The following is a 22,415-nucleotide window of genomic DNA, read 5'->3' as shown; positions in this document are numbered from 1 at the left end:
TTCACTCAAAATTATTTAATTGTGGGCGTTTGAAATATATTGGAGGGAATACACTTGAAAATACAATTAATGGAAATCAGCGAGTTAAATCCTGCTGCATATAATCCAAGAGTCGATCTCGAACCAGGAATGCCAGAATACGAAAAACTAAAGGCATCACTCAAGGAATTCGGTTTCGTTGACCCGCCTATTTTTAATCAACAGACAGGTAATCTCGTTGGTGGCCATCAGCGTGTCAAAGTAGCCAAGGATTTAGGTTATACACGATTACATGTTTCAGTTGTTGATATGACAATCGAGAAAGAAAAACAACTCAATATAGCATTAAACAAAATATCCGGAAAATGGGACGAGGAAAAACTTGTCGAATTGTTAACTCAATTTGAACCGGAAGAAATCTCTTTGACTGGCTTTGACGCTGATGAAGTTGATCAGCTGTTAACAAAATATGAATTTGAACAAGATAATGAAAAACTAATTGTTGAAGATGACTTTCCAACAGTTGAAGTATATGAGGCTATTGATGAACCGACAACTCAGCTTGGACAGTTATTTAAATTAGGGAATCATTTTTTAATGTGTGGTGATGCTACTGATGAGAAATGTGTGGCCAAGCTTATGCAAGGCAAACAAGCAGCGCTTGTTGTGACGGATCCGCCTTACAACATAGCCTTGGAAAGTGATAGCGAAGAATTAAAAAGTTCAGGTGCCGACACTATTCTAAATGATAATATGTCCGATGAAGACTTTGACTCTTTTTTATTCTCAACTTTTAAATCTTTTCGAGAGTTGATGAATGATGATGCAGCTATTTATGTTTTTCATAGCTCCTCGTATCAAAGAGCATTTGAAAATGCAATGAATGTCAATGATATTTTCGTGCGGTCCCAATGTATTTGGGTAAAGAACAGTGTGACATTTGGTTGGAGTCAATATCGATGGCAGCACGAACCTTGTTTTTATGCTCATATTAATAAGCAAGCTCCAGCATGGTATGCAGATCGGAAACAATCGACAGTTTGGCGTGATGATTTAACTGAAGATATTCCATCAACGATTTGGGAAGTATCTCGTGGTGATGTTAATAAATATATTCATCCGACTCAAAAGCCATTGTCTTTGTTGGCTATCCCAATTAGGAACAGCTCTAGGCGTGGTGATATCGTTGTGGATTTGTTTGCCGGGTCCGGAAGCACACTGATGACGTGTCAGGAGTTGGATCGGGTCTGTTACACAATGGAATTAGATCCAAAATTTTGTGATGTGATTTTAAAACGTTTTGAGCAGTACACTAGCATCAAGCCAGAATTAATTTAGGTTACAGGCCTTTCCGGAATCTTGCAACGATTTTATTTGAAAGGCTGTGATAAATATAAAAAAGGCCGAGTGCGCTAACACTCGACCGCTCAACGAGGATCGCTCCCCGAAGACACAGCGAATAGACCGACGTCGGTTTTTTAGACACCGCTGTGTCTAACTTCATTTTATATGATAAGGGAGCGGTCTACAATGGTAAAAAATGATGATTTTTTGGAGTATCAGATAGAAAAAGCGCTAGAACGAAGTGAGACTGTTGAAGAATATCAAAAAATAATTAGAATTGCTTTAGGAAAATGGTTGAGTAACCTGCAGTCAGGAGAAATTAAACTGACCAGTGTATCTGATTTAAAAGTATTAATTGAGGCAGATTTGATGCTAAAAGAAATCGAAGAATAGAAAAACAAAACTCAACAAAAAAGATTGTGAGGTGGTGGCATGATGGATGGCTAGGAAAAGAAGTCCTGAAAGAGATAAAGCATACGAAATATTCCGAAAAGCTAACGGGGACATAATGAATCGTGAAATTGCTAAACAGTTAGGAATTTCTGAAAAAACCGTTAGTGGATGGAAGTCTAAAGATAAATGGCTGGATAAATTGAACGGAGTACTCCAATCAAATGAACGGAGTACTCCGAAAGAAAATAAGAATAAAGGCGGAGCACCGCCAGGTAATCAGAATGCCAAGGGGAATAGAGGTAATTCAAAAGCAGCGGCGCCAAAAAGAAATAAAAACGCAGTTGCTACCGGTGAGTTCACAACTTATTATTCTGATTTATTGTCTGAGGAACAATTAGCAATGCTTGAGGAAGACGTAGATTCTTCCTCGATGCTCATTGAAGAGATTAATCTTCTCAGAATACGTCAGAGAGATATGTATTTATTATTAAAAAAAGCGAATGCTGGTTTGACTGACGTAGAAACTCAAAAACTTTATGAGTTACGTGGAAGAAAAAAAGTTGTTGAATCCAAAAAAGATGGCCGGAAAATTAAAGTTGAGACACCGGATATCGTTATGACAGAGTTGAAGCAGAAGTCAGTTCGCAAGATTGATGATATTTTGCGGATTGAGGAAGCTTTGACCAGGGTATCTAAACGGTTATCTGATGCGTTGAAACAATTCAATGATTTATCCACCGATCAGTTGTTTGTTGAGCCGAAGCTGAGAGAATTAGAAGCTAAGGCTAAGATTATTGAACACACGGCTGATAAGTTAGTGTTGGATAAAGAAAAACAATCTCAAGTATTAGATCTAATTGAGATTGGAAAACAGTTAATAGGCGGTGATACCGATGCTACTGCTGAGTGAGAAGCAGAAAGAAAACATCTATACACCACTTCAGGGAATCGAATTTGAAATGAATGAGGGGACGATTCGCTCCGGAAAAACTTTTAGTGATATCCAGAAGATGGCCATTATCTATGCTGCTAGTCCAGATCAAAATCATCTAGTATCAGCTTATAATCAAGAACAAGCCTATCGTATGTTTATGGATGGGGAAGGTTATGGATTGAAGCATATCTTCAAAAACAATGGAGAAATGCGTAGTGATCGACACGGAGATCATCTGTGGTTAAATTTGCCGAACGGTGAAAAAAAGATTTATTACAAAGGCGGCGGTAAAGCCAACAGTGTTGGTGCTATAACAGGGATGTCATTTGGAACAGTTGTTTTCCTAGAGTTTAATTTATTAAATAAGTTATTCATTGAAGAAAGCACGAGACGTACTTTAGCAGCTGAATTTAGATATCATTTAGCCGAACAGAATCCTCCAGCACCAAATCATCCGAATCTTGAAACATTAGAGCCTTTTATAAAAACAAATAAGTATCGTTTCAGACATTGGCGACCTTTTGATAATCCTATATTAACTGGACAAAGGTTAAAAGATTGGAAGGAACAGTGCGAAGTATCAGATTATTTGTATAATCGTGATTGGTTAGGCAATCGGGTCATGCCAGAAGGAGTTATCTATTTCATGCTGGACACGACAAGTGATAAGCCTAAACATATTAAAAACAATATCACCGGCACAATCGTTGAAGTGTATTTCACGGCGGACGGCGGACAGTCTGATGCGACTACGTGTGCATTGAATGCTGTTGTTCTTGATAAAGGAAAGTTTTATTTATATCGTTTGGCAAACTATTATCACAGTGGAGCGTACAGCGGTGATATTAAAGCCATGAGTACTTATGCAATGGAGATTAAGCGTTTCGTGTCTTGGTGTTATGAACACTTTAGTGATTTACCGCACTGGCAATATTTTTTTGTGGATCCGGCTTGTAAATCATTACGAGAAGAATTGCATAAATTAGGGATAGACACTGATAAAGCTGATAATAACAACCGAGACAAAGTGGGATCCAATGGAACGAAAATAGAAGTAGGAATCGAACGCTGTCAAAATGTATTGGCAGAAGGTCGATTCTTTCTTTTAGAAACCAGTCACAAAGATTCGCTGACGAGTCGAGTGTATGATCATTATAATTTTATTCGTGAAGCTGGAATGTACGCTAGAAACGCTAACGGCTATCCGATAGATTTAAATAACCATGCCATGGATGATTTTAGATATTCTGTTAATTATTTTGTAAAAAACTATTTGAATTGAGGTGATTAAGTGAAGATCATCGAAAATATAAAAAATTGGTTTAGAAAGGCGGGTGATAGTTTGACTGGAAATAATGAATTACAAAGTATCATTGATCATCCCAAAATAGCAATGTCGAAAGATGAATATGAGCGCATTAGGAAAAACAAAGCTTTCTATAGCAATGATTTCCCTGACGTTGAATATTACAATGCTGAAAGACAAAAGGTCACTCGGAAATATAGTTCAATCAATGCAACTAAAATTATGGCCAGTGAACTTGCAAGCCTAGTATTTAATGAAGGCTGCACGATAACTATTGATGACGAAGGCGCACAAGAATTTCTAAATGATATCTTTAAAAAATCAAAGTTCACTAAGAATTTTCGTGAAGAACTAGAAACCGGCTATGCAATTAGTGGTTTAGCATTAAGACCGTATGTTGATCCAAAAACTAATGAAATAAAAATTTCATATTGTTCTGCTGATACTTTTTATCCGTTAAATAGTAATACCAATGACGTGTCAGAAGCTGCAATCGTTACTGTTTCACAACAAGCAGAAGGTCAAGACACGATTTATTACACATTAATAGAATTTCATGAGTGGATGGATAATGGCAAATATTTGATTACTAATGAGCTGTATCGTTCTAAAAGTTCCAGTACAGTTGGCAAACGTGTACCGTTGACTTCAGTAGATAAGTTTGAAAATTTGCAACCTAATGTTTTTATTGAGGGGTTATCACGGCCTTTGTTTGTTTATATAAAACTTGCCGGAAAGAACAACTTGTCACTAGGCTCACCGTTAGGCATGGGTGTTGCTGATAATGGGAAAGCACAGCTTAATAATCTAAATGATACTTATGATCAGTATATGAACGAAGTAAGAAAATCAGCATCTAAACTACTTGTCAGCGATCATTTCATTCGAACGAGAATTGATGACAAAGGGCATCCGATTAGATACATGGATCCGGATACCGATATTTTCCAACTACTCAAAGGCGATTCTGATGAAGTCAAGATCACCGAATTTGTTCCTACTTTGAGAACAGACGAGTTTATTAAAACAATGAATTTTATTTTACAAATTGCTGAAACTAATGTCGGTTTTTCTCCAGGGACATTTTCTTTTGATATTAAAGAGGGAATTAAGACAGCAACAGAAGTTGTCTTTGAAAATTCAAAAACGTATCGAACGAGAGCAGACAATGTACTTTTAATTGAGGAAGCTTTAAAAGAATTAATCGTCACTATTTTTGAATTAGCTCAAGCTTATGACTTATATAAAGGGAACTTATCCTTTGAAATCAATGTAGATTTTGATGATGGTGTGTTTACTGATAAAGACACGAAGTTAGATTATTATATCAAACTACTGGACAATAAATTGATGTCTAGAAAATCCGCAATGATGAAAGCACTTAGTATGTCTGAAGATGAAGCACTCAAAGAGTTGGAAGAAATTAATTCGGACACTGTTCAATCTGTTATCAAAGAAAGTGGTCTTGGTGAGATTATTCAGGATCAATTAATGTTTGGAAAAACGGAGGTGTGATATTTGAGTGAGTAGAGCTGACCAAGATAGGTTAAACTGGCATTCTGCAGATTTAATTAATCGATATGAAGCAATTGAACTTGAAATATTTAAACAGATAGCCAATCGTTTGAAATCTAGAGGGACTGAAGGTATCAATGAATGGTATCTTGAACGAATGGCTGAAACTAGACTCTTCGATTCAAAGTTATATCAAGAGTTGGCTGAAGTAACAGGGATGTCTGAGGAATTAATAAAAAAGGCTGTCGAAGAAACCGCTAGGCAATCTCATAAAGATATTGATTATTATTTGAAGCAAGCTTTGCCGGTTACAGAAGAAATGAATAATCTTGACCAGATTATGAAGGCTTATCAAGATCAAGTTTTTATTAATTTAAATAATTATGTCAATCAGACACTGATATCTACTATGTTTGGTGAAGGTCCTATCATGAAAATGTATGAGAATGTATTGAATGATACAATGGCATCTTTTGCCAGTGGGAATATTACTTTAAAACAAGCAATCGAAAAATCTATTTTAGATTGGGCAAGTAAAGGCATTCCATCAGCATTTATTGACAGGGGTGGCCATACATGGAGCTTAGAACGATACGTTGATGTTGTCATGAGGTCCACACTTAATCGAGTATATAATCAAGTCAGAACTGATCGAATGGATGAGTTTGGTGTTCATACAGTGAAAATGAGCTCACTTTATGATGCCGCACCTAGATGTGCGCACTGTCAAGGGCAAGTATTGGATATGCGTCCGATAGTTCTTAATGACAGTGAGTATCCATCCATTTACGAATTTGGTTACGGAGAAGCTAGTGGGACTTTGGGGATTAACTGCCGACATTCTATATTTCCATTTATTCCAGGCGTAAATATTGATAGAGAGCCAACTATCAATCCAGAAGAAGCGATTGAACGCTCGAAAGTACGGGACAAGCAACGAGAAATTGAGCGACGTATTCGTAAAACAAAGAAAAATGTCATTGTTTTAAAGGAATTAAATAGTTCTAGCGTAGAAAAGTATCAATTATTGTTAAGGAAGCAGCAGGCTGAAATGCGAAAGTTGCTAGCAGGTGCAGACTGGTTGAGTCGTAATTATGGGCGTGAAAAAGTGATAACACCTAAAGAGGTATTAATGAGAGGTGGGTTTTAACGATGAGCCAAAGGTTTGAGTGCGGTAAGTGTGGAAAGATGACGAGGTTTAAAAAAAGGCAAAGCAGGTTAAAAAATAGAGTAGTTCATACTTATGCGCAGTGTGAATATTGTAAAGCTAAGGCAACAATTTGTTATACGGATCCTAAGGTAAGGGAAATGTTAAAAAAACAAAGAAGCACCAAGGGAGAAATGGAAAAGAAAAGTCTTGCTGAATCAATTACCGTTGCAATGAATCTATTGAAAAATGAGTACGAATAGTTTTGGTAGTAAAGCATAGCAATCGCTAGGCTTTTTATTTTTCGTCTTTTTAGCATTTGTAGACGTTAAAGAACAAAGCTCCAATCGTGGTCGTAGCCACGTAAAACAATCGAAAGGATGTATTGAAATGAAAAGAGAAGAATTAAAAGAATTAGGTTTGACTGATGAGCAATTAGAGTCTGTGATTGCGCTGCATGGCAAGACCACAAATGACTTAAAGACTCAAGTAAATGAGCTGGAGGGGGAGAGGAATCGTTATAAAGAACAACTAGATGCAAATCAAGCAGAGCTTGATACCTTGAAAGAAAAAGCTGAAGGTAACGAAGAGTTAACGACTCAATTAGCTGAGTTGCAAACCAAATATAATGAAGCTGAAACAGAAGCGGAAACTAAACTAGCGAATCAGAAAAAAGACTTTGCTATTCGCTTGGCGCTGAAGGAAGCTAATCCTGCAGATGAAGACATCGTATTGAATCTGTTAAATCAAGAAACAATCCAAGTGACTGACAAAGGCTTGTTAGGGTTAGAAGAGCAGTTGAAGACGTTACAAGAAGAAAAAGCTTTCTTGTTCCAACAAAATGAACCACAGAATACGGATCCTAAGCCGCAAATTTTCACTCCTGGCAATCCTAATGGGGGGGACGACAAGCCATTGGATCCATTTGAAGCAAAATTAGCAAAATATAATTAAGAAAGAAGGAATTAAATATGGCAGGAGAAAATAACAATCAAGCAGTACGTTCATATCAAAAACAATTCAAGGAGTTATTGCAGGCTGTTTACAAAAGACAAGCATACTTTAGTGAGTTTTTCGGTGGAGGATTAGAAGCCCTAGATGGTGTTACTAATAACAAAACAGCATTTTCCATCAAAACTAGCGATATTCCAGTAGTAGTAGGAACAGCGTATAACAAAGATGCAAATGTAGGTTTTGGAACTGGTACAGGAAAGTCCACACGTTTTGGTGATCGTAAAGAGATTATCTATACAGATACCGACGTGCCTTATGATTGGGAGTGGACATTCCATGAGGGGATTGATCGCCACACTGTTAACAACGACTTTGCTGCAACTATCGCAGACCGTTCCGATTTACAAGCTCAAGCCAAGGTTCAATTGTTCGACAATAAGGGTGGCTTGTTTATCTCAAAAGTTGCTGATAAAACAATTGAATTAGCTGAAATTACAAATGATGCAGTTTTAAAGCTATTTAATGATTTGTCAACAGAATATGTCAATATGGAAGCTATTGGAACTAAAATGGCTTGGGTGAAACCAGCATTATATAATGCCATTGTAGATCATCCAATCACAACCACTGCTAAACATTCTGGAGCTAATATTGATACTAATGGTTTGCTAACCTTTAAAGGGTTTGTCATTAAAGAAGTACCAGAAGTTAAGTTTCAAAGCGAAGAATTGGCTTATACGTCCATCGTTGGTGTTGGAAAACAGTTTACTGGGATCAATACGGCACGGACGATTGAATCTGAGGACTTTGATGGGGTAGCTTTCCAAGGAGCCGGTAAAGCTGGAGAATTTATTTTACCAGCGAACAAAAAGGCTGTTTTGAAAGTTAAGCTAACTGGTGGAACGGGGGAGTAGTACCGCCACAGTCAAGAGTGGCGGCAGTAGATTATAACAGCCTGACTAAAGACCAGTTAAAAGCTATTCTTGACGAACAAGGCATCAGTTATAAGTCTACAGACACTAAAGGCGAGTTAGTCGCTTTGTTAGGAGGTTAGATCATGAATACCTATCTAGCAGAAGAAGAATATAAAAAGATGGGGTTTGCTGAGATTAGCGATCCCTTTTCTTTTCGTGATCTACTTTTTAAAGCTGGATTAATTTTGGACAATATTACTCGTGATTATTATCAATTTGTTAGCTTTAATGATGATCACGAGTGGCGTGTGAAGAAGTTTAAACAAGCGGTTGGTTTGCAAATTGAGTATTTTATGCAAAACGAAGCCAATAGTACATCACAACTCAACGATAGGCCGATGAACGTCACTATTGGACGCACGACAATCTCTAGGGGAGGAAAAGCTCAAACTGTTGAAGGAAGTGAAGTCACTCTGCTGTGTCCTGATGTTCAGATGGTTTTAGAAGGTACCGGATTATTATTTCGGGGGGTCAGCTAATGTTAAAAGTAGATCCTAAAATGTTGGTTGACACCATCAAATACAGTGAATATCAAGGAACAGATGATGTTTATCAAGAAGCTAAGTATGCAGAACCAATCATAATTGATTATGTAAGGATTGATAGAAATCAAGTGTTCTCTCGTGATGCTACCCAAACCAAAGTAATAGCTGAAGCGGTGATATTTTGTTTTGCGAGTGCAACAGATCCTCTGCCTGAATTTAAGGAACAATCACTGATTATTTTTGACGGTAAAGAATATATACTCCAAAGAGTTATTACTAATAAAGAACCGTTTCAAAATGTCATCTTTAATTATGAGTTAGAGGTGTTGTGATGGTCAAAATAAAGGTAGACATAGCCAATATCGAACGCAAGCTGAGTGCAGGAAACCTGAAACGTGCAAGGGTTATTATGATGAACCAAATGTTGATGGATATGCAGCCATTTGTACCCAACGACATGGGAACATTGCAACAGACCGGCACGATTGGTGTAGACAGAAAGTCTTTGCATTGGGTGACGCCTTACGCTAAACCTATGTACTATGGCATGATTAAAAATCTGCATGGCGTTTATTTTATTAAAAATTGGACCACTCCAGGGACTGGTCCTTACTGGGATTTAAGAGCCAAGGGATTGTTTATGTCGGATTGGGAAAAAGTGTTCTTGAGGGGGTTAGGTCTATGACACAATCACTTGATTTTATTGAAGTCTTTACACGCAAACTTGGTGAGTTGAATTTAATTGCGAACCCTAAAACCGGTATCGTGAGTGAGACAGATAGTATAGCTACTAGCTTATTACCGGGAAGTCGGACTGTTGTAAAGTATTATGACGGTACCGAAGAAAAACAAATAAATGTTGAAGTTATGATTAAGACTAAAAGCATAAAACGAGCTATTCAAGATTTAAATACAATTTCCGAGTTTGTTGAGGAGTTAAAAAATCTTGAATCAAATAACCGTAGTTTTCAATTTATAAAGTTTATAAATTCAAGCGAACCTTTCCATAAAGCACAAGATGAGAAAGGTTACTGGCTTTTTTCTTTTAATACGCAAGCCCAAATAATTGTAGAGAGGAAGTAAAATAATATGAATGAAGAATTATTGAAGTTTTTTCTAGCTGAGGCTACGAAGTTTAAAGTTGGGAAAGACAAAGAAGAATTGTTCGATTTAGGTGGTGGGGTAGTTAATATCACACCAACTTTCGAGGAAGAAACAGAAGACGTAACTTACTATATCGGAGGGAAAGAGACCTATGTTACTGGTCTGAATTATCAAATTGATATTGAAGGTCATCGCCTTTATTCTGATGAAACGCAAAACTTTGTCCGCGAGAAATTAGTTAAAGTTTCAGATAGAGATTGCTATCTAGAAATTACTGAACCTGACGGACGTATCTTATCTGGACCAGCCACAGTCTTGAATATTGTACCTTTTGGCGGAGAAGCAGGTCAACGTCAGCAGTTTAACTTCTCAATTAAGTTCAAAGGAACACCTACCGACACACCGAAAGAAACGACTCCCTAATGCGCCCGGTCCAGTTGAAACCGGGGCATCAAATGATGAAGTACTAGGAGAGGAGATAACGGATGAACGAGATACTATTACCGATTAAACGAGATTATTTTCCAATTAAGTTGCAATTCGAAGATGGAAGTACTGCCACTGAAGAGTTCCGTTTTAGCTATTCTGATGAAAACATTAAACGGTTCTATAATGGTATCAGTGAAGTTACTGAAAGAATTGATAAAATAAGCGAAAAAGAAGCTGCAGATGTACTTGGAGAAATTAGTAAAGCTGATGAGTGGCTAAAGGAAGGCTATGATTTCATTTTGGGTCAAGGGTCGTATGAAATCATTAAAAAGCATCAGCCATCTATACTCAATCGAAAGGCCCTATATTTAACTTTGGTTGAGTTTATAACGAAAGCAATCAATGATTTCAAAGAAGAGCAAGATCGAAAAGAAGCTGAAATGTTTGAAATTGATAAGTAGGTGATGGAATGTTTTCTCTTTTTAGAGATTTTGACAATACTATCACCATTGATTCCAAAAAATATGAATTTGATTGTAGCTTTAACGTTGTGCTTGCTAATTTAGAACTTTCTCAAAATTCTAATATCAGTGATCAGTCGAAAGCTAGAGTAACCTTAAAAAATTACTTAGGTCTTTCTTATGATGAAATTGATCAATGGGATCTTAATGAACAAGCATTAATTTGTGCAGAAATTTCCAAAAAGTTATTTGGCAAAGCAAATGAAGAAATACAAACTACTGATTCAAACGTAGAAGATAAGTCGGTGTACTCATTCGTTGAGGATGCCGGCTTTATTTTTGCATCTTTTTTGAAAGATTATGGCATCAATTTGTTAAAAGAAAGAAACAAAATGCAATGGCATGAGTTCAAAGCTTTGTTTATCAGTCTTTCAGGAGATACAAAAATTGCAGAAGTGATGCAAATTAGATTGTGGAAACCATCAACAGATACACCAAAAGAACGTATTAAAGAAATGGAAGATCTTAAAAAAATCTACACTTTGAGATCTCCTCAAGACGAATTAGAAAGACAATTGATGGAGACTCAGTTGGAATTTGAAAAACAAAAAATGGCTTTAATGAACGAAGCAGAACGTGTTGCTTATGCTAAAAAAAGACTAAATGAGTTAAGAGAGGGGGTTAACTATGGCTGATGGCAGAGTTGTTATTGAAATAGAAATGGAAGATGGGTCAGTGGTTAAAGGTGTAGCTGATTTAAAAAAGCAGTTAGGCGGCATTCCACAACCAGCTCAAAAAGCCGAAAGCAGTATAAAAAATATGGTGACCTCTCTTGGTTTAGTTAAAGTAGCTGCAGCTGGATTGGGAGTTCTGAAAAATTCTCTAGATGCTGCAATAAGTCGTTTTGATACGATGGAACGTTTTCCTAAGGTGTTAGGAGCACTTGGTTTTTCTGCTGAAGAATCAGGAGTCAGCGTTGATAAATTAGCTGATGGTATTGATGGCTTACCAACAAAGCTTGATGAAGTCGTTTCTACCGCCCAGCGGATGACTGCTATTACTGGAAATCTCAATCGATCAACGGATGCTACTTTAGCATTGAATAATGCCATGTTAGCGAGTGGGGCTAGTACAGCTGATGCAAACAGAGGGATGGAGCAATATATCCAAATGCTATCCACCGGCCAAGTGGATTTACAATCTTGGAAAACTTTGCAAGAAACTATGCCGATTGGTTTACAAAAAACTGCTGAAGCAATGGGTTATGTGGGAGAGACAGCTCAACGAGATTTATATGATGCGTTAAAAGCTGGTGAGATTACATTTAGAGATTTTGAAAGCCAACTGATTAAGCTTGGTACAGGTACCGGTGAACTTGCCGAACTTGCGAAAGTAAACAGTGAAGGTATTGCGACTTCATTTGGTAACCTAAAAAATGCAGTATCTAAAGGCTTGGCTAACATTCTAAAAAGCTTTGATAATCTTTCCAAAGCAGTGACTGGTCAAACAATTGCTAAAAATATTGATGGAATGAAAGTAGTCATAAATGCTGCATTTAAAAGCATGGGAACCGCTATTGAATTAACTACTCCATTATTTAAGGTGTTTGCAAGTGTTGTTAAAGGAACGGTTTCTGTTGGGAAAACCTTATCTCCTGTTTTGATGGGTGTAGCAGTTGCCTACGGTGCTTTGAAAATAATTGATGGGATTAACTCCTTAATATTAGGAAATCATGCTGCTTTACAAATGGCAGCAATGAGTGGAAAGGCTTTGACAATTGTTACCAAAGGAAAAATGGCAGCACAGATTGCGGATACGACAGCGACAAAAGCAGATGTGATTGCTAAATCAGCACAAAATGGAGTCATTAGTATATCAACTGCTTTGATTGGTGTTTTAACTGGAGGGATCAGCGCTCATACGGTGGTTACGACTTTGGCTACTGCTGCGACAACCGCTTTTAGTACCGCTTTAAAAGTGATGACAGGTCCTATCGGTTGGGTAGTTGCAGGTATAGGTACATTAGTTGCTGCTGGAACTGCTTTATTTAAATGGTTAAATAAAGAAACTGAAGCGTCGAAACAACTAAATAAAGAGCAGTCTAAATTGGTTGATTCGACTCAGCAGTTAGCAGATGCCACCAAGCAAAATAGTATTAATAGAAAAGATGAAATAAGCCATTTAGAAAACAGCAAGAAAGCTTATCAAGATGTGGCAAAAAGTGTATCAGATTTGGCATCTAAGGAAAAGCTAACTGCCGGAGAAAAAAAATCTTTAAAGGAGCAGATTGAACAACTAAATCAAGCCTATGGAGATTTAAACTTACAGTATAGTGAAGAAACTGGCAATCTATCAATGTCAACGGAAGCTTTAAAACAAAAGATAGCAGCTTATGGAGATCAAGATAAGTTAATCGAATCACAACAACAACTACTTGATATTTCAAAAGAGCAAAATGAAGTTGACGCCAAAATCAAAGAGATTTCGGAACTGCGTGAGGAATGGAATCAAAAACTTGAAGACGGTGTTGTTAAGAAAAAAGAAGCAAAAGAGGCAACTAAAGAACTAGATGAACAGGAAACTATCTTAAAAGAAAATCAAGCAGCTCTTAAAGATGAATTTACTTCAACACAGGAAACACTAACCAATGCTATGAATTCAGTTACTGAGGCTACTGAAAATGGTGTGTTACGTCAAGTTGTGTCGTATGAATCACTGTCAGAAGCACAAAGAACTGCTGTGGATGGCATGCGAGAGAAGTGGCTTGAATATTCCGAAGCAGCGACTGAGATGTTTGATACTCTTAGCGACAAGCAAGAAATGTCTGTTGCACAGATGACTTCAAATATGGAAGAAAATCAACGTGTTATTAGCGAATGGGCGGATAACATAGCTATTTTGGCTGAACGTGGTGTTGATGAAGGACTTTTGAATAAACTACGTGATGCGGGTCCGGAATCAGCAGGACACGTAGCAGCAATGGTTGGCGCTTCAGATGAAGAGTTACAAAAAATGAATGAAGTATTTAAGAACGGAGGAACAACAGCAACCACTGCATTAAAAACTGCCTTTGACACAGAGGGGCAAGGTGTTAGCGCAAGCGTTGAAAAGATGATTACTGGTGTTTCAAGTTCTTTGAAAACTTCTATAGCCGCCGCTGACTTTAAGAGTTTAGGGAAAGAAGTGCCATCAGGAGTTGCTAAAGGTATTACTGATAGTACATCGGATGCTAAAGATTCGAGTGAAAAACTCGCCAAAGAAACCAGTTCTTCTTTTAAAAATGAATTAGCCATTCATAGTCCATCCAAAAAATTCATGGATTTTGGTAAAAACATCGTTCAAGGATTAACCAATGGAATTAATAATAATAGCTCAAATGCAAAATCAGCTATAACGAAAGTCGCTAATTCATTAAGAACTACATTCAATCCTTTACCAAGTCAGATGAGGTCAATTGGGGCCCAGATCATGTCCGGTCTTGCTAGTGGAATCTATGCCAATTCAGGAGTGGCAATCTCAGCTGCAAATAGTGTTGCTTCAAGAATTAAAGCAACTATTCAACGAGCAATGGATATTAATTCACCATCACGTTGGATGAAAAATTTTATTGGTAAAAACATGATGGTTGGTTGGGGAGATGGTATTGACTTATACTCCAAACTTCCAATTTCATCTATGCAAAAAGCGGTTAGTCAAATAAAATTACCGGCAATTCGAGCAGAGCAGGTCATAGGTAATGCTCCAGTATTTGCAGGTGTTGGACACAGTATTATTAATAACACGAATAATAATTACAATCAAAACCATAAATATCCACCGATATACATCGAGAATGTCTTAGAGGTTGACGGGAAAGAGATAGCACGGTCAACTGCACCATATACAGAAAAAGAATTGGAGAGATTTACAAAAAGGCGTATGCGAAAGGATGGTGATAGATAGTGAGTGATTTTAAAGTATGGTTTGGAGAGCTGGAAATCACTAAATATCTTCAAGTGACCAACCTTGATCGTGGCATTGGAATGACGGTGGAACCTGACCTTCAAAAGGTTGGTAATGCGGCAGGGAAGAAATTCCAGCAAGTGCAATTCCATGAAAAGACGATACCAATGGGGTTTGTCCTACGGTACGATTTGATTGCTAAGCGTAGAGAACTGGCTAAACTACTCATTGTATCTGAGCCAAAACCTTTGATTTTTAGTGATGAGCCTGACAAATATTATTTGGCTGTGCCGACTGGAGACATCAATGTTGCCGAAAAAAGCTTTCTCGGGTTTGGAGATATTGAATGGGTGATTCCAGATGGTTTAGCTCATTCTATTGATGAAACAGAGCTGGTATTACCAAATGATACAGATATTGTTGAAATCAACTATGAAGGTAGTGCGCCGATACCAGTCAGTTTTGAATTTAAGCACTCGACAGAGAACGGCTTTCTTGGAATTGCCGACTCTAACGACAATGCTGTACAAGTTGGGAATGCACTTGAGGTGGACGGTGTGGATGTCAACGCCAGCGAACGCTTGCTTTATGATGATTTTCTACCGCCAACTCGTAATAAATGGCGTGATAACAATGGTTTTATCCGATATGCAGAACATGTCAGCGCAGTTCAAAATGGCGTGCTACGCTTTGGGACAGACGCCAACGGCCGGACTAGAACGATCACTGACTCGTTTGGAGACACAGCGACTCATGATGGCTGGACAGGACCGTCTATCTACCGTGAACTTGATGTTGATACTAACGGATCTAAGACTGCTAAAGATTGGTGGATGAGGGCCTATACTCACTTTTATGCTCACAACAATGTCCGAGGCACTCAGGAGTTGGGATTTCAAGAAATCAACATCACGGACGCTGAGGGGAATTTTTTAGCCGGGATATTGTGGTGGAAACGAGCAAAGGGTACCGTCCGATCAACGTGTGAGTTTTGGGTTAAGCAACAATTAGTTTGGCGAGAAAATTCTGATCGGTGGAATGATTTTATCGGTCAAACCATCATAGAAAAACGGGGAGACACATTCACGTTTGCCATGGATAAACTGGAGCGAGGTAGTAAAAACACCAGTCAACGGTTTACGTACCGTGATCCTAGCTTAGCGGAAGTGGAAGCGGCCGGTGTGACTTATTGGAACGGTGCTTGGAAAACTGACTATCCAACGGATATGGCAATCTACGAGCTAGAACTTAAAAAGCATAACGTTGAGTATTGGCAGGATATTCCTAATATGTTTTCGCCGGGCGATAAAGTCAATGTGGCCTGCACGGATCGTAAGGTAGAAACCTACGTCAATGATGGCTTAAATGTGGATATCCAAGAAATGGCATCTAAACCGATTATGTTGGTTCCGGGAAAAAATGAGATAGGGATTGCCTATTCGGACTTTTCGGCAAGACCCGAAATGAAATTAACCTACAGAGAAAGGTGGTTATAATCATTGAAACCTTTACTGTATTTACAAACCATGAACTCAACATCCATCGGGGTCATGGCTGATTATTACAACGATAGCCATGTTATCAATGTAGAAAGCGGCAGCTCGACCTTTGATTTCGAGGTTGAGAAAACTAAAGAAAACGCTAGATTGCTATCGGAGACACGCTTTATCTCTTTTAGGGATGACAAAGGGAATGCTTGGAAGTTTAGTCTGTTTGGTAATGAGATTGAAGAGGATCACGATCGATACATTATTCGGACGGAAAATCTCGGCTATGAACTGATTAATAAAGTCATGAACAGATGGGAGAAATTTCCACAGCCTAATCCGTTTGAATATTACTTTAATTTATGCGCTCAAGGTACAGGATGGGAGATTGGTATCAATGAGATTTCCCACATGTCTAGAGTGGTGGAGTACGAAGGACGTGCTACTGCCAAAAAGCGAATCAATGAACTGTTGAACGCCTTTGACAATGCAGAGATTGATTATCAAGTCATCATGCATAACTCAAAAGTGATTAAAAAGGTAGCCAATATCTATCGTCAGCGTGGTAGAGAGCGATCAGATGTCCAGCTTGTTTATGGTGACACTGTCACCAATATTACTAAAACCGTAGACACAAGCGACTTAAGGACAGCTATTGCTGGAGTTGGGAAGGCTAAAGAAGGAAATGAAGATGTCTACTTTAGGGATATAGAATATGATGATGGCGACTTTTTTACTACAAAAGGCGCTGTCTTTTTACGCAGTCGCAAGGCTCACCAACAGTACGATGATAATGAGGCAGTGTACAACGAGGACTATTGGGACTATGACACGGACAATCAAGACACGCTGTTTAAACAGACTCTCGCTGAGTTAAAACGTCGAGTGCAGCCAAAAATCAATTATGAGGTTGACTTGGTGGAGGTGGACGAAAATCTAGAAGTCGGGGACTTTGTCAGTGTGATCGACCACGACTACAATCCGCCTCTTTACCTGAAAGCACGAGTGCTGGAGATTGACAAATGCTATTCCGAACCAAGCCGTAGCAAAGCGTTGTTTGGGAATTTTAGGATCGTGGAGTCGAGTATCGATGCCAGAATCAAGAAACTACAGGAGCAGTTAAATAGTCTTAAAATTGAGACTCCCTCCCTTTGGGTTAGATATGCTGACGATGATCAAGGGAACGGTATATCAGCTAGTCCGGCAGGTAAAAAGTATATGGCGGTTAAGACTGTCATCAATCAACCAGTGCCATCAGATGATCCGGCAGATTACGTAGGTTTGTGGATAAAAGTGGAAGGTTCTCAAGGGATTCCCGGTACTAATAAATATATATGGCGTAAGTATGCAGACACGGTCAGCGGTGGCGGTATGTCGGACTATCCGGATGGCAAAGCCTACATCGGTATGGCGTATAACAAGGACACACCAACGGCAAGTAATAATCCAAAAGATTACGAGTGGTTTTTAGCTAAAGGTAATGATGGCCAAGACGGCGCCAAAGGGGATAAAGGTGATCCCGGTGCCACAGGAAACACGGGTCCGAAAGGTGAAGATGGCACTGGCATAGCTGCAAGTAAAGTTACTTACCAAGCATCAATAGGAGGAACTAGTCCGCCAACAGGTGTTTGGACGACCGGTATACCTTCCGTGGGAGCTAATCAATATCTATGGACAAAGACGGAGCTGTCCTACACTGACGGAACTAAGACAGTGTCATATAGTGTTGGGAAAATGGGAGCTGATGGCAAGGATGGAGAAACTGGTCAACCGGGTGCAACAGGTCCGCAAGGGCCCGCAGGAGCAACAGGCAATGGCATCAAATCCATCGTGGAACAGTATTATATTTCAACATCACCCACCACTCAAACGGGGGGTGTGTGGTCTACCACAGTACCTAATAACGCTGATCCAACCAAATTTGTGTGGCGAAGAATATTAACTACTTATACAAATGGCACCACTAGCACATCTGCTCCTGCATTAGTTTTAGGTATGACAGGTAGTTATCCAATTATATCAGTGACAGAACCTGTCGGAGTAAGCGAAGGGCAGCAATGGTGGAGAACTGATGCTGTAGGTAACGTGACTGGATTTTATATCTTAAAGGGTGGCAAATGGCAAGCGCAGACCATAGAACAGTCATTGTTAAATATCGTTGAACTAAACGCAATCAAAATAACAAGTGCGGAGATAATAGCTAGTACCTTATCAGGGTCTAAATTTATCAACTCTGGTGATTATGCAGAGGGAAATGTTACCCTGAATTATGTTTCCGAAGATGTGGGAGTCAAAACGGTGACTTGGAAAATTGCAGGTGATCCGCAAAATGGAAAATTCACACAATCCCCAAGTGGGATGACGTCTATATCCTATTCTGACGCTACTAAAAACACTATATTATGGGATTGGGAAGCAGGTTCAGGTGGGTTCAGGGTATCAAGCGGCAGTGCTGCATCAAACAATCTTGTTCAGTCGGCTGTAAGTCCCATGGGAATTGCTATGCGAGACTACAGAGAGCCTTATGGTATCGTCAATCTAACGTATAAAGATTTGATGACTATCCCAACAACTGCCTTTTCGTCAGGGATGTACAAGTCAGGTTTTACTGAGTATGATTCCGGAGACGCCAACCAGCCAAGGTATAGCAGACAAAATAGAATTGTGCAGCTAACAGGTGCAATTAAACCGACGGTAGAAATAGCCGCAGGAGCGCAGGTGACATTAGCCACATTGCCCGTTGGTGTTAGACCTAAACAGTGGGTTAAGACAATTATGCAGGGATCCGGCATGAACAGATACCTATTGGATATTGATATGTCTGGAAACATGATTTTATCTCGTTATGGAGTAACATCCCAATCTGCAGCTGGCGTAGGGTCTTGGTTAAACATAGCTGTCATGTATGTGGCAGGAGATTAAAGGAGGGAGATAATTATTGGACTTTAAAAAATTTTGTGAAGAATTACTGGAATCTCAAAAAAATAAGAGGCTGTCAGATTACTGCTTGAAGCATTGGCATGGTGCGCTACTAGTTTTGGGAGAAGTCACACTGAAGATGGACCAGTTGGTAGAAATCGCACAAGCTATTGTTAATAATGAATTGTTGGAAGATGAATACTGGCAGTTGGTTAAAAAGTTTATATCTGAGTATGAGTCTACTTAAAAGTAGGCTATTTATTTTTTAATGGGGTGAGACATGTTTAATACGTTGTTAGAGCTAAACGCCTTGGTGCTGATACTTTTAGGAGTACCACTATTGAGCGGCTTATGGCAGATAGCTAAGTTTTTTAAAAATTATTTTGATAAAAAGAAGAAACAAAATCAAGAAATTGTTGATAGTATGACAGCAATTAGACGAATTGTGGAAGATCTTGAATCGAAGAGCAGACGAACGGAACAGATGGAAAAAATAAACTCTGAAGCTAATATCGCTATACTGCACAACAAAATTTACAAGACAGCTAGGGGATATATTGAGCGTGGCTGGGTGACAGTCGAGGAATTAAACGATTTAGAATGTCTACACACGTCATATAAGGAATATGGCGGTAACGGTACAGGAGATCGATTGTATAACAGTGTACTAGAGTTAAAAATTAAAGAATTACATTAGGAGAGTGGAAAAATGGAATTTGAAAATTATATTATTTTGATGTCGTTTTTAGGTAGCTTGGTGGTAGGTTTTGTGATTAAACACACAGCTATTTTTCACAAGCTAGCCAATGACTTTATACCTTTGATAGTAGCAGTTGTAGGGTCGGTTGTAGCGTGTCTGACACAAGGCGTTAACGTTGAGAGTATCATCTTTGGTGCAATCAGCGGATTGGCATCTACAGGGGCGCATCAGGCATTTACGAGGTTTATCAATCGTAATAATGAGGAGGAGCAACTTTAATCGGTTGCTCTTTTATTTTTGGAAAGGAAGTGTACTATGTTACCAATTCAAAGAAAAATATCGGCGTATAATTTTTATACCGGAAACAATATCCAGTATATCGTGATTCATGATGTCGGCACAGTTTCTTCTGCTAAAAATAATGTAGATTACTTCAGTGGAGGAAATAGAAATGCATCAGCTCATTATTTTGTTGATGATATCTCAATTTGGCAATCTGTTGAAGATAAAAATGGAGCATGGCACGTAGGCGATGGGTATGGAAAATACGGAATTACAAATACTAATTCTATTGGCATTGAAATGTGTTTAAAAGCGCCATTAACAGTAACTGATAAAACAGTGACCAATACGCTTGAATTGACAAGGCATTTAATGGGCAAGTACAACATCCCGGCTAGTCGAGTAGTTAGGCACTATGATGCCTCAAGAAAAGCATGCCCAGGATCGTTTAAAGCAAATAATTGGTCTAAGTGGATTGAATTTAAAAACAGACTAACAGGAGGAGAAGGTACAGTGTCTAATGATTACAAGTTAATACCAAGTGAGCCATACATGAACCATGTACCGAATATGGTAGGCGAGCAAAAAGACGGTAAGTATATTAAGGCAGTGATTAAAAAAGTACCTACCGAAAAGATGGCCAGCGGTATGGTTGGCTTTATCCGTGAGCATACTAGGGATTTACTGACCAACGGGAATGTTTTTGGTTTAGACTATCCTAACAAGCGGATGCTTAAGTTTGTTGGATTGACCCGGAAACAAGCTAACGACTGGAAAGCTGAGGTTACTAGGTTGGCTCAAGGGCAATATGTCAATTACTCAGCAAGCAACGTCAAGGTTGTTAATGCAGCTGACGGAAAGTCTGCTTGGATTGAGGTTGATAATATATCCAAAGATAACGCAGCCTTTAATCGTTTGAGAAACAACTTGCGTGCCAAGTATGCCCAAGAGCTGTTGGCAACAAGGATCAGCTACAAGAAAGAGTCTGATGGCACCTACACGGTGAGCGTGATCAACATTGAGACAATGGATCGAGCCACGGAAATTGTCCGCAGACTTAGAAGATGGCATCCGGGAGCGACTAACGCCTACAACGATGCCATCGCAATTTTGCAGTATTAAAACCAAAAGCCTATCTCTCACGAGGTAGGCTTGTTTTCAATTAAAATTTATTTATAACTTTCTATTAATGGATCTTGATAGAATATGGAATAATCATTGTATAAAACATTAATACTTTGATATTGAGGCATATCACCGCTAAAAGTTCCAAATATTTGAGAAAAAGTTGTTGATTCGCTGGGACCTAGCTCTAAATCCGATTCATAAAGTGGCAGATTGGTTTCACTACCCGAAATTTTCGAAGTATTAATAAGCGTTAAATTATTAGTTGAAATTTTTAATAGTTTATTTGAAATATTTGTTATGGTTATTCCAAAATACATACCACCTTTTCCGTTATCACCATCAGCAGCTATTTCAGCAATTAGATCACCTTCAGCAGGAATGCTAAGTTCTGGTGATTTGTTGATTGCTTCCTGAGTATTTGTGTTCCCCTTATATTTTTCATTTTCACTATTTAGTTTTTCATTTTCATCTTCTAATTTTTTAATATTTTCCTGCAATTTATCAACTTTTTTTTCAATCTTTTCCAGTTGTTGCATCTCTTTTTTTAAGGATTCAGTAGCTTTAATGTAATTAAATCCAAAAAATAGAGAAATACCGCTGAAAATTGCAACTATAAGCAATGTAAATATGTTTCTCCTATTCATGACTACGCTCCTTTGGGTTTTTGAATTAATTATAGCATGGTTGAGGAAATCTTTTGTGCTATACTTTTTATGGAGGTAGTAAAATGATCGAAAATAAGTATATATTACTATTGGAACAATTAGTCTTGGGGAAAATTGAAGAAATTCATGTCAATTAAACAGAAATGATGGTGTTTCTTGAAGCGTGGAAAGTACGTCCCGATAGAAAATCTATTGTGGGAGAAGCTGGACTAGGCGGAAACATCATTTACAGGTTCAAAAAAGAATAGTTAAAAAATATATCTCTAA

At 38.4% G+C, this 22,415-nt stretch carries 25 protein-coding genes; 24 read left to right on the top strand and 1 reads right to left on the bottom strand.

The genetic code is table 11. The features are described from left to right. Window positions 1–54 precede the first annotated feature (54 nt). The 24 genes from CBF29_RS07830 (at window position 55) to CBF29_RS07715 (ending at window position 21,477) form a co-directional block, all read left to right on the top strand. Window positions 55–1,317 (top strand): site-specific DNA-methyltransferase, encoded by a 1,263-nt coding sequence (locus tag CBF29_RS07830; RefSeq protein ID WP_126809204.1) that lies wholly within the window; start codon window positions 55–57, stop codon window positions 1,315–1,317. Between the two features lie 192 nt (window positions 1,318–1,509). Beyond that, window positions 1,510–1,716, top strand: a complete 207-nt coding sequence (locus tag CBF29_RS07825) for a hypothetical protein (protein WP_126809203.1) — start codon at window positions 1,510–1,512, stop codon at window positions 1,714–1,716. A gap of 46 nt (window positions 1,717–1,762) precedes the next feature. Further along, entirely contained in the window at window positions 1,763–2,626 is an 864-nt protein-coding gene (terS, locus tag CBF29_RS07820) for a phage terminase small subunit (RefSeq protein ID WP_126809202.1), read from the top strand. After that, window positions 2,610–3,932, top strand: a complete 1,323-nt coding sequence (locus CBF29_RS07815) for a PBSX family phage terminase large subunit (RefSeq protein WP_211334260.1) — start codon at window positions 2,610–2,612, stop codon at window positions 3,930–3,932. The genes terS and CBF29_RS07815 overlap by 17 nt, the downstream gene beginning before the upstream one ends. Before the next feature lie 9 nt (window positions 3,933–3,941). Then, window positions 3,942–5,471 (top strand): phage portal protein, encoded by a 1,530-nt coding sequence (locus tag CBF29_RS07810; protein ID WP_245987307.1) that lies wholly within the window; start codon window positions 3,942–3,944, stop codon window positions 5,469–5,471. Window positions 5,472–5,478: 7 nt separating this feature from the next. Then, entirely contained in the window at window positions 5,479–6,621 is a 1,143-nt protein-coding gene (locus CBF29_RS07805; RefSeq protein ID WP_126809201.1) for a phage minor capsid protein, read from the top strand. 2 nt (window positions 6,622–6,623) lie between these two features. Beyond that, a complete protein-coding gene (locus CBF29_RS07800; RefSeq protein ID WP_126809200.1) occupies window positions 6,624–6,881 on the top strand; it encodes a hypothetical protein in 258 nt (85 codons plus the stop codon). A gap of 127 nt (window positions 6,882–7,008) precedes the next feature. Beyond that, on the top strand, window positions 7,009–7,572 hold the full coding sequence (locus tag CBF29_RS07795) for a phage scaffolding protein (RefSeq protein ID WP_126809199.1): 564 nt from the start codon (window positions 7,009–7,011) through the stop codon (window positions 7,570–7,572). Between the two features lie 17 nt (window positions 7,573–7,589). Beyond that, entirely contained in the window at window positions 7,590–8,486 is an 897-nt protein-coding gene (locus tag CBF29_RS07790) for a phage capsid protein (protein ID WP_126809198.1), read from the top strand. A 17-nt stretch (window positions 8,487–8,503) separates the two neighbouring features. Beyond that, the gene (locus tag CBF29_RS07785) at window positions 8,504–8,626 is read left to right on the top strand and encodes a HeH/LEM domain-containing protein (protein ID WP_126809197.1); all 123 of its coding nucleotides are present in this window, start codon (window positions 8,504–8,506) and stop codon (window positions 8,624–8,626) included. Window positions 8,627–8,629: 3 nt separating this feature from the next. Next, the gene (locus CBF29_RS07780; RefSeq protein WP_126809196.1) at window positions 8,630–9,025 is read left to right on the top strand and encodes a head-tail connector protein; all 396 of its coding nucleotides are present in this window, start codon (window positions 8,630–8,632) and stop codon (window positions 9,023–9,025) included. Further along, the gene (locus CBF29_RS07775) at window positions 9,025–9,363 is read left to right on the top strand and encodes a putative minor capsid protein (protein ID WP_126809195.1); all 339 of its coding nucleotides are present in this window, start codon (window positions 9,025–9,027) and stop codon (window positions 9,361–9,363) included. The genes CBF29_RS07780 and CBF29_RS07775 overlap by 1 nt, the downstream gene beginning before the upstream one ends. Then, window positions 9,363–9,716 (top strand): minor capsid protein, encoded by a 354-nt coding sequence (locus CBF29_RS07770; RefSeq protein WP_126809194.1) that lies wholly within the window; start codon window positions 9,363–9,365, stop codon window positions 9,714–9,716. Before CBF29_RS07775 ends, CBF29_RS07770 begins: the two co-directional genes overlap by 1 nt. Next, window positions 9,713–10,114: a phage tail terminator protein gene (locus CBF29_RS07765; RefSeq protein WP_126809193.1), complete on the top strand. Its 402-nt coding sequence runs from the start codon at window positions 9,713–9,715 to the stop codon at window positions 10,112–10,114. Before CBF29_RS07770 ends, CBF29_RS07765 begins: the two co-directional genes overlap by 4 nt. Before the next feature lie 6 nt (window positions 10,115–10,120). Next, the gene (locus CBF29_RS07760) at window positions 10,121–10,558 is read left to right on the top strand and encodes a phage tail tube protein (RefSeq protein WP_126809192.1); all 438 of its coding nucleotides are present in this window, start codon (window positions 10,121–10,123) and stop codon (window positions 10,556–10,558) included. 62 nt (window positions 10,559–10,620) lie between these two features. Beyond that, window positions 10,621–11,025, top strand: coding sequence for a hypothetical protein (locus CBF29_RS07755; RefSeq protein WP_126809191.1), 405 nt, complete (start codon window positions 10,621–10,623; stop codon window positions 11,023–11,025). Between the two features lie 8 nt (window positions 11,026–11,033). Then, entirely contained in the window at window positions 11,034–11,720 is a 687-nt protein-coding gene (locus CBF29_RS07750; RefSeq protein ID WP_126809190.1) for a Gp15 family bacteriophage protein, read from the top strand. Next, a complete protein-coding gene (locus CBF29_RS07745) occupies window positions 11,713–14,967 on the top strand; it encodes a tape measure protein (RefSeq protein ID WP_126809189.1) in 3,255 nt (1,084 codons plus the stop codon). Before CBF29_RS07750 ends, CBF29_RS07745 begins: the two co-directional genes overlap by 8 nt. Further along, a complete protein-coding gene (locus tag CBF29_RS07740) occupies window positions 14,967–16,463 on the top strand; it encodes a distal tail protein Dit (RefSeq protein WP_170170022.1) in 1,497 nt (498 codons plus the stop codon). The genes CBF29_RS07745 and CBF29_RS07740 overlap by 1 nt, the downstream gene beginning before the upstream one ends. A gap of 3 nt (window positions 16,464–16,466) precedes the next feature. Next, complete coding sequence (locus CBF29_RS07735) at window positions 16,467–19,376, top strand: phage tail spike protein (RefSeq protein ID WP_126809187.1); 2,910 nt, start codon at window positions 16,467–16,469, stop codon at window positions 19,374–19,376. A 16-nt stretch (window positions 19,377–19,392) separates the two neighbouring features. After that, window positions 19,393–19,620: a hypothetical protein gene (locus CBF29_RS07730; RefSeq protein ID WP_126809186.1), complete on the top strand. Its 228-nt coding sequence runs from the start codon at window positions 19,393–19,395 to the stop codon at window positions 19,618–19,620. A 33-nt stretch (window positions 19,621–19,653) separates the two neighbouring features. Then, window positions 19,654–20,070: a hypothetical protein gene (locus CBF29_RS07725; protein ID WP_126809185.1), complete on the top strand. Its 417-nt coding sequence runs from the start codon at window positions 19,654–19,656 to the stop codon at window positions 20,068–20,070. 12 nt (window positions 20,071–20,082) lie between these two features. After that, window positions 20,083–20,352, top strand: a complete 270-nt coding sequence (locus CBF29_RS07720; RefSeq protein WP_126809184.1) for a phage holin family protein — start codon at window positions 20,083–20,085, stop codon at window positions 20,350–20,352. An 18-nt stretch (window positions 20,353–20,370) separates the two neighbouring features. Next, on the top strand, window positions 20,371–21,477 hold the full coding sequence (locus CBF29_RS07715) for a peptidoglycan recognition protein family protein (RefSeq protein ID WP_211334259.1): 1,107 nt from the start codon (window positions 20,371–20,373) through the stop codon (window positions 21,475–21,477). 47 nt (window positions 21,478–21,524) lie between these two features. Here CBF29_RS07715 and CBF29_RS07710 read toward each other — a convergent pair whose 3' ends face one another. Then, the gene (locus CBF29_RS07710; protein WP_126809183.1) at window positions 21,525–22,127 is read right to left on the bottom strand and encodes a hypothetical protein; all 603 of its coding nucleotides are present in this window, start codon (window positions 22,125–22,127) and stop codon (window positions 21,525–21,527) included. Window positions 22,128–22,415: the final 288 nt, after the last annotated feature.

Origin of the sequence: Vagococcus elongatus, assembly GCF_003987645.1 — a bacterium.
Classification (GTDB): Bacteria; Bacillota; Bacilli; order Lactobacillales; family Vagococcaceae; genus Vagococcus_A; species Vagococcus_A elongatus.
Note: the sequence above shows the minus strand (reverse complement) of the source record. Positions and strands in the feature narration are given on the sequence as shown.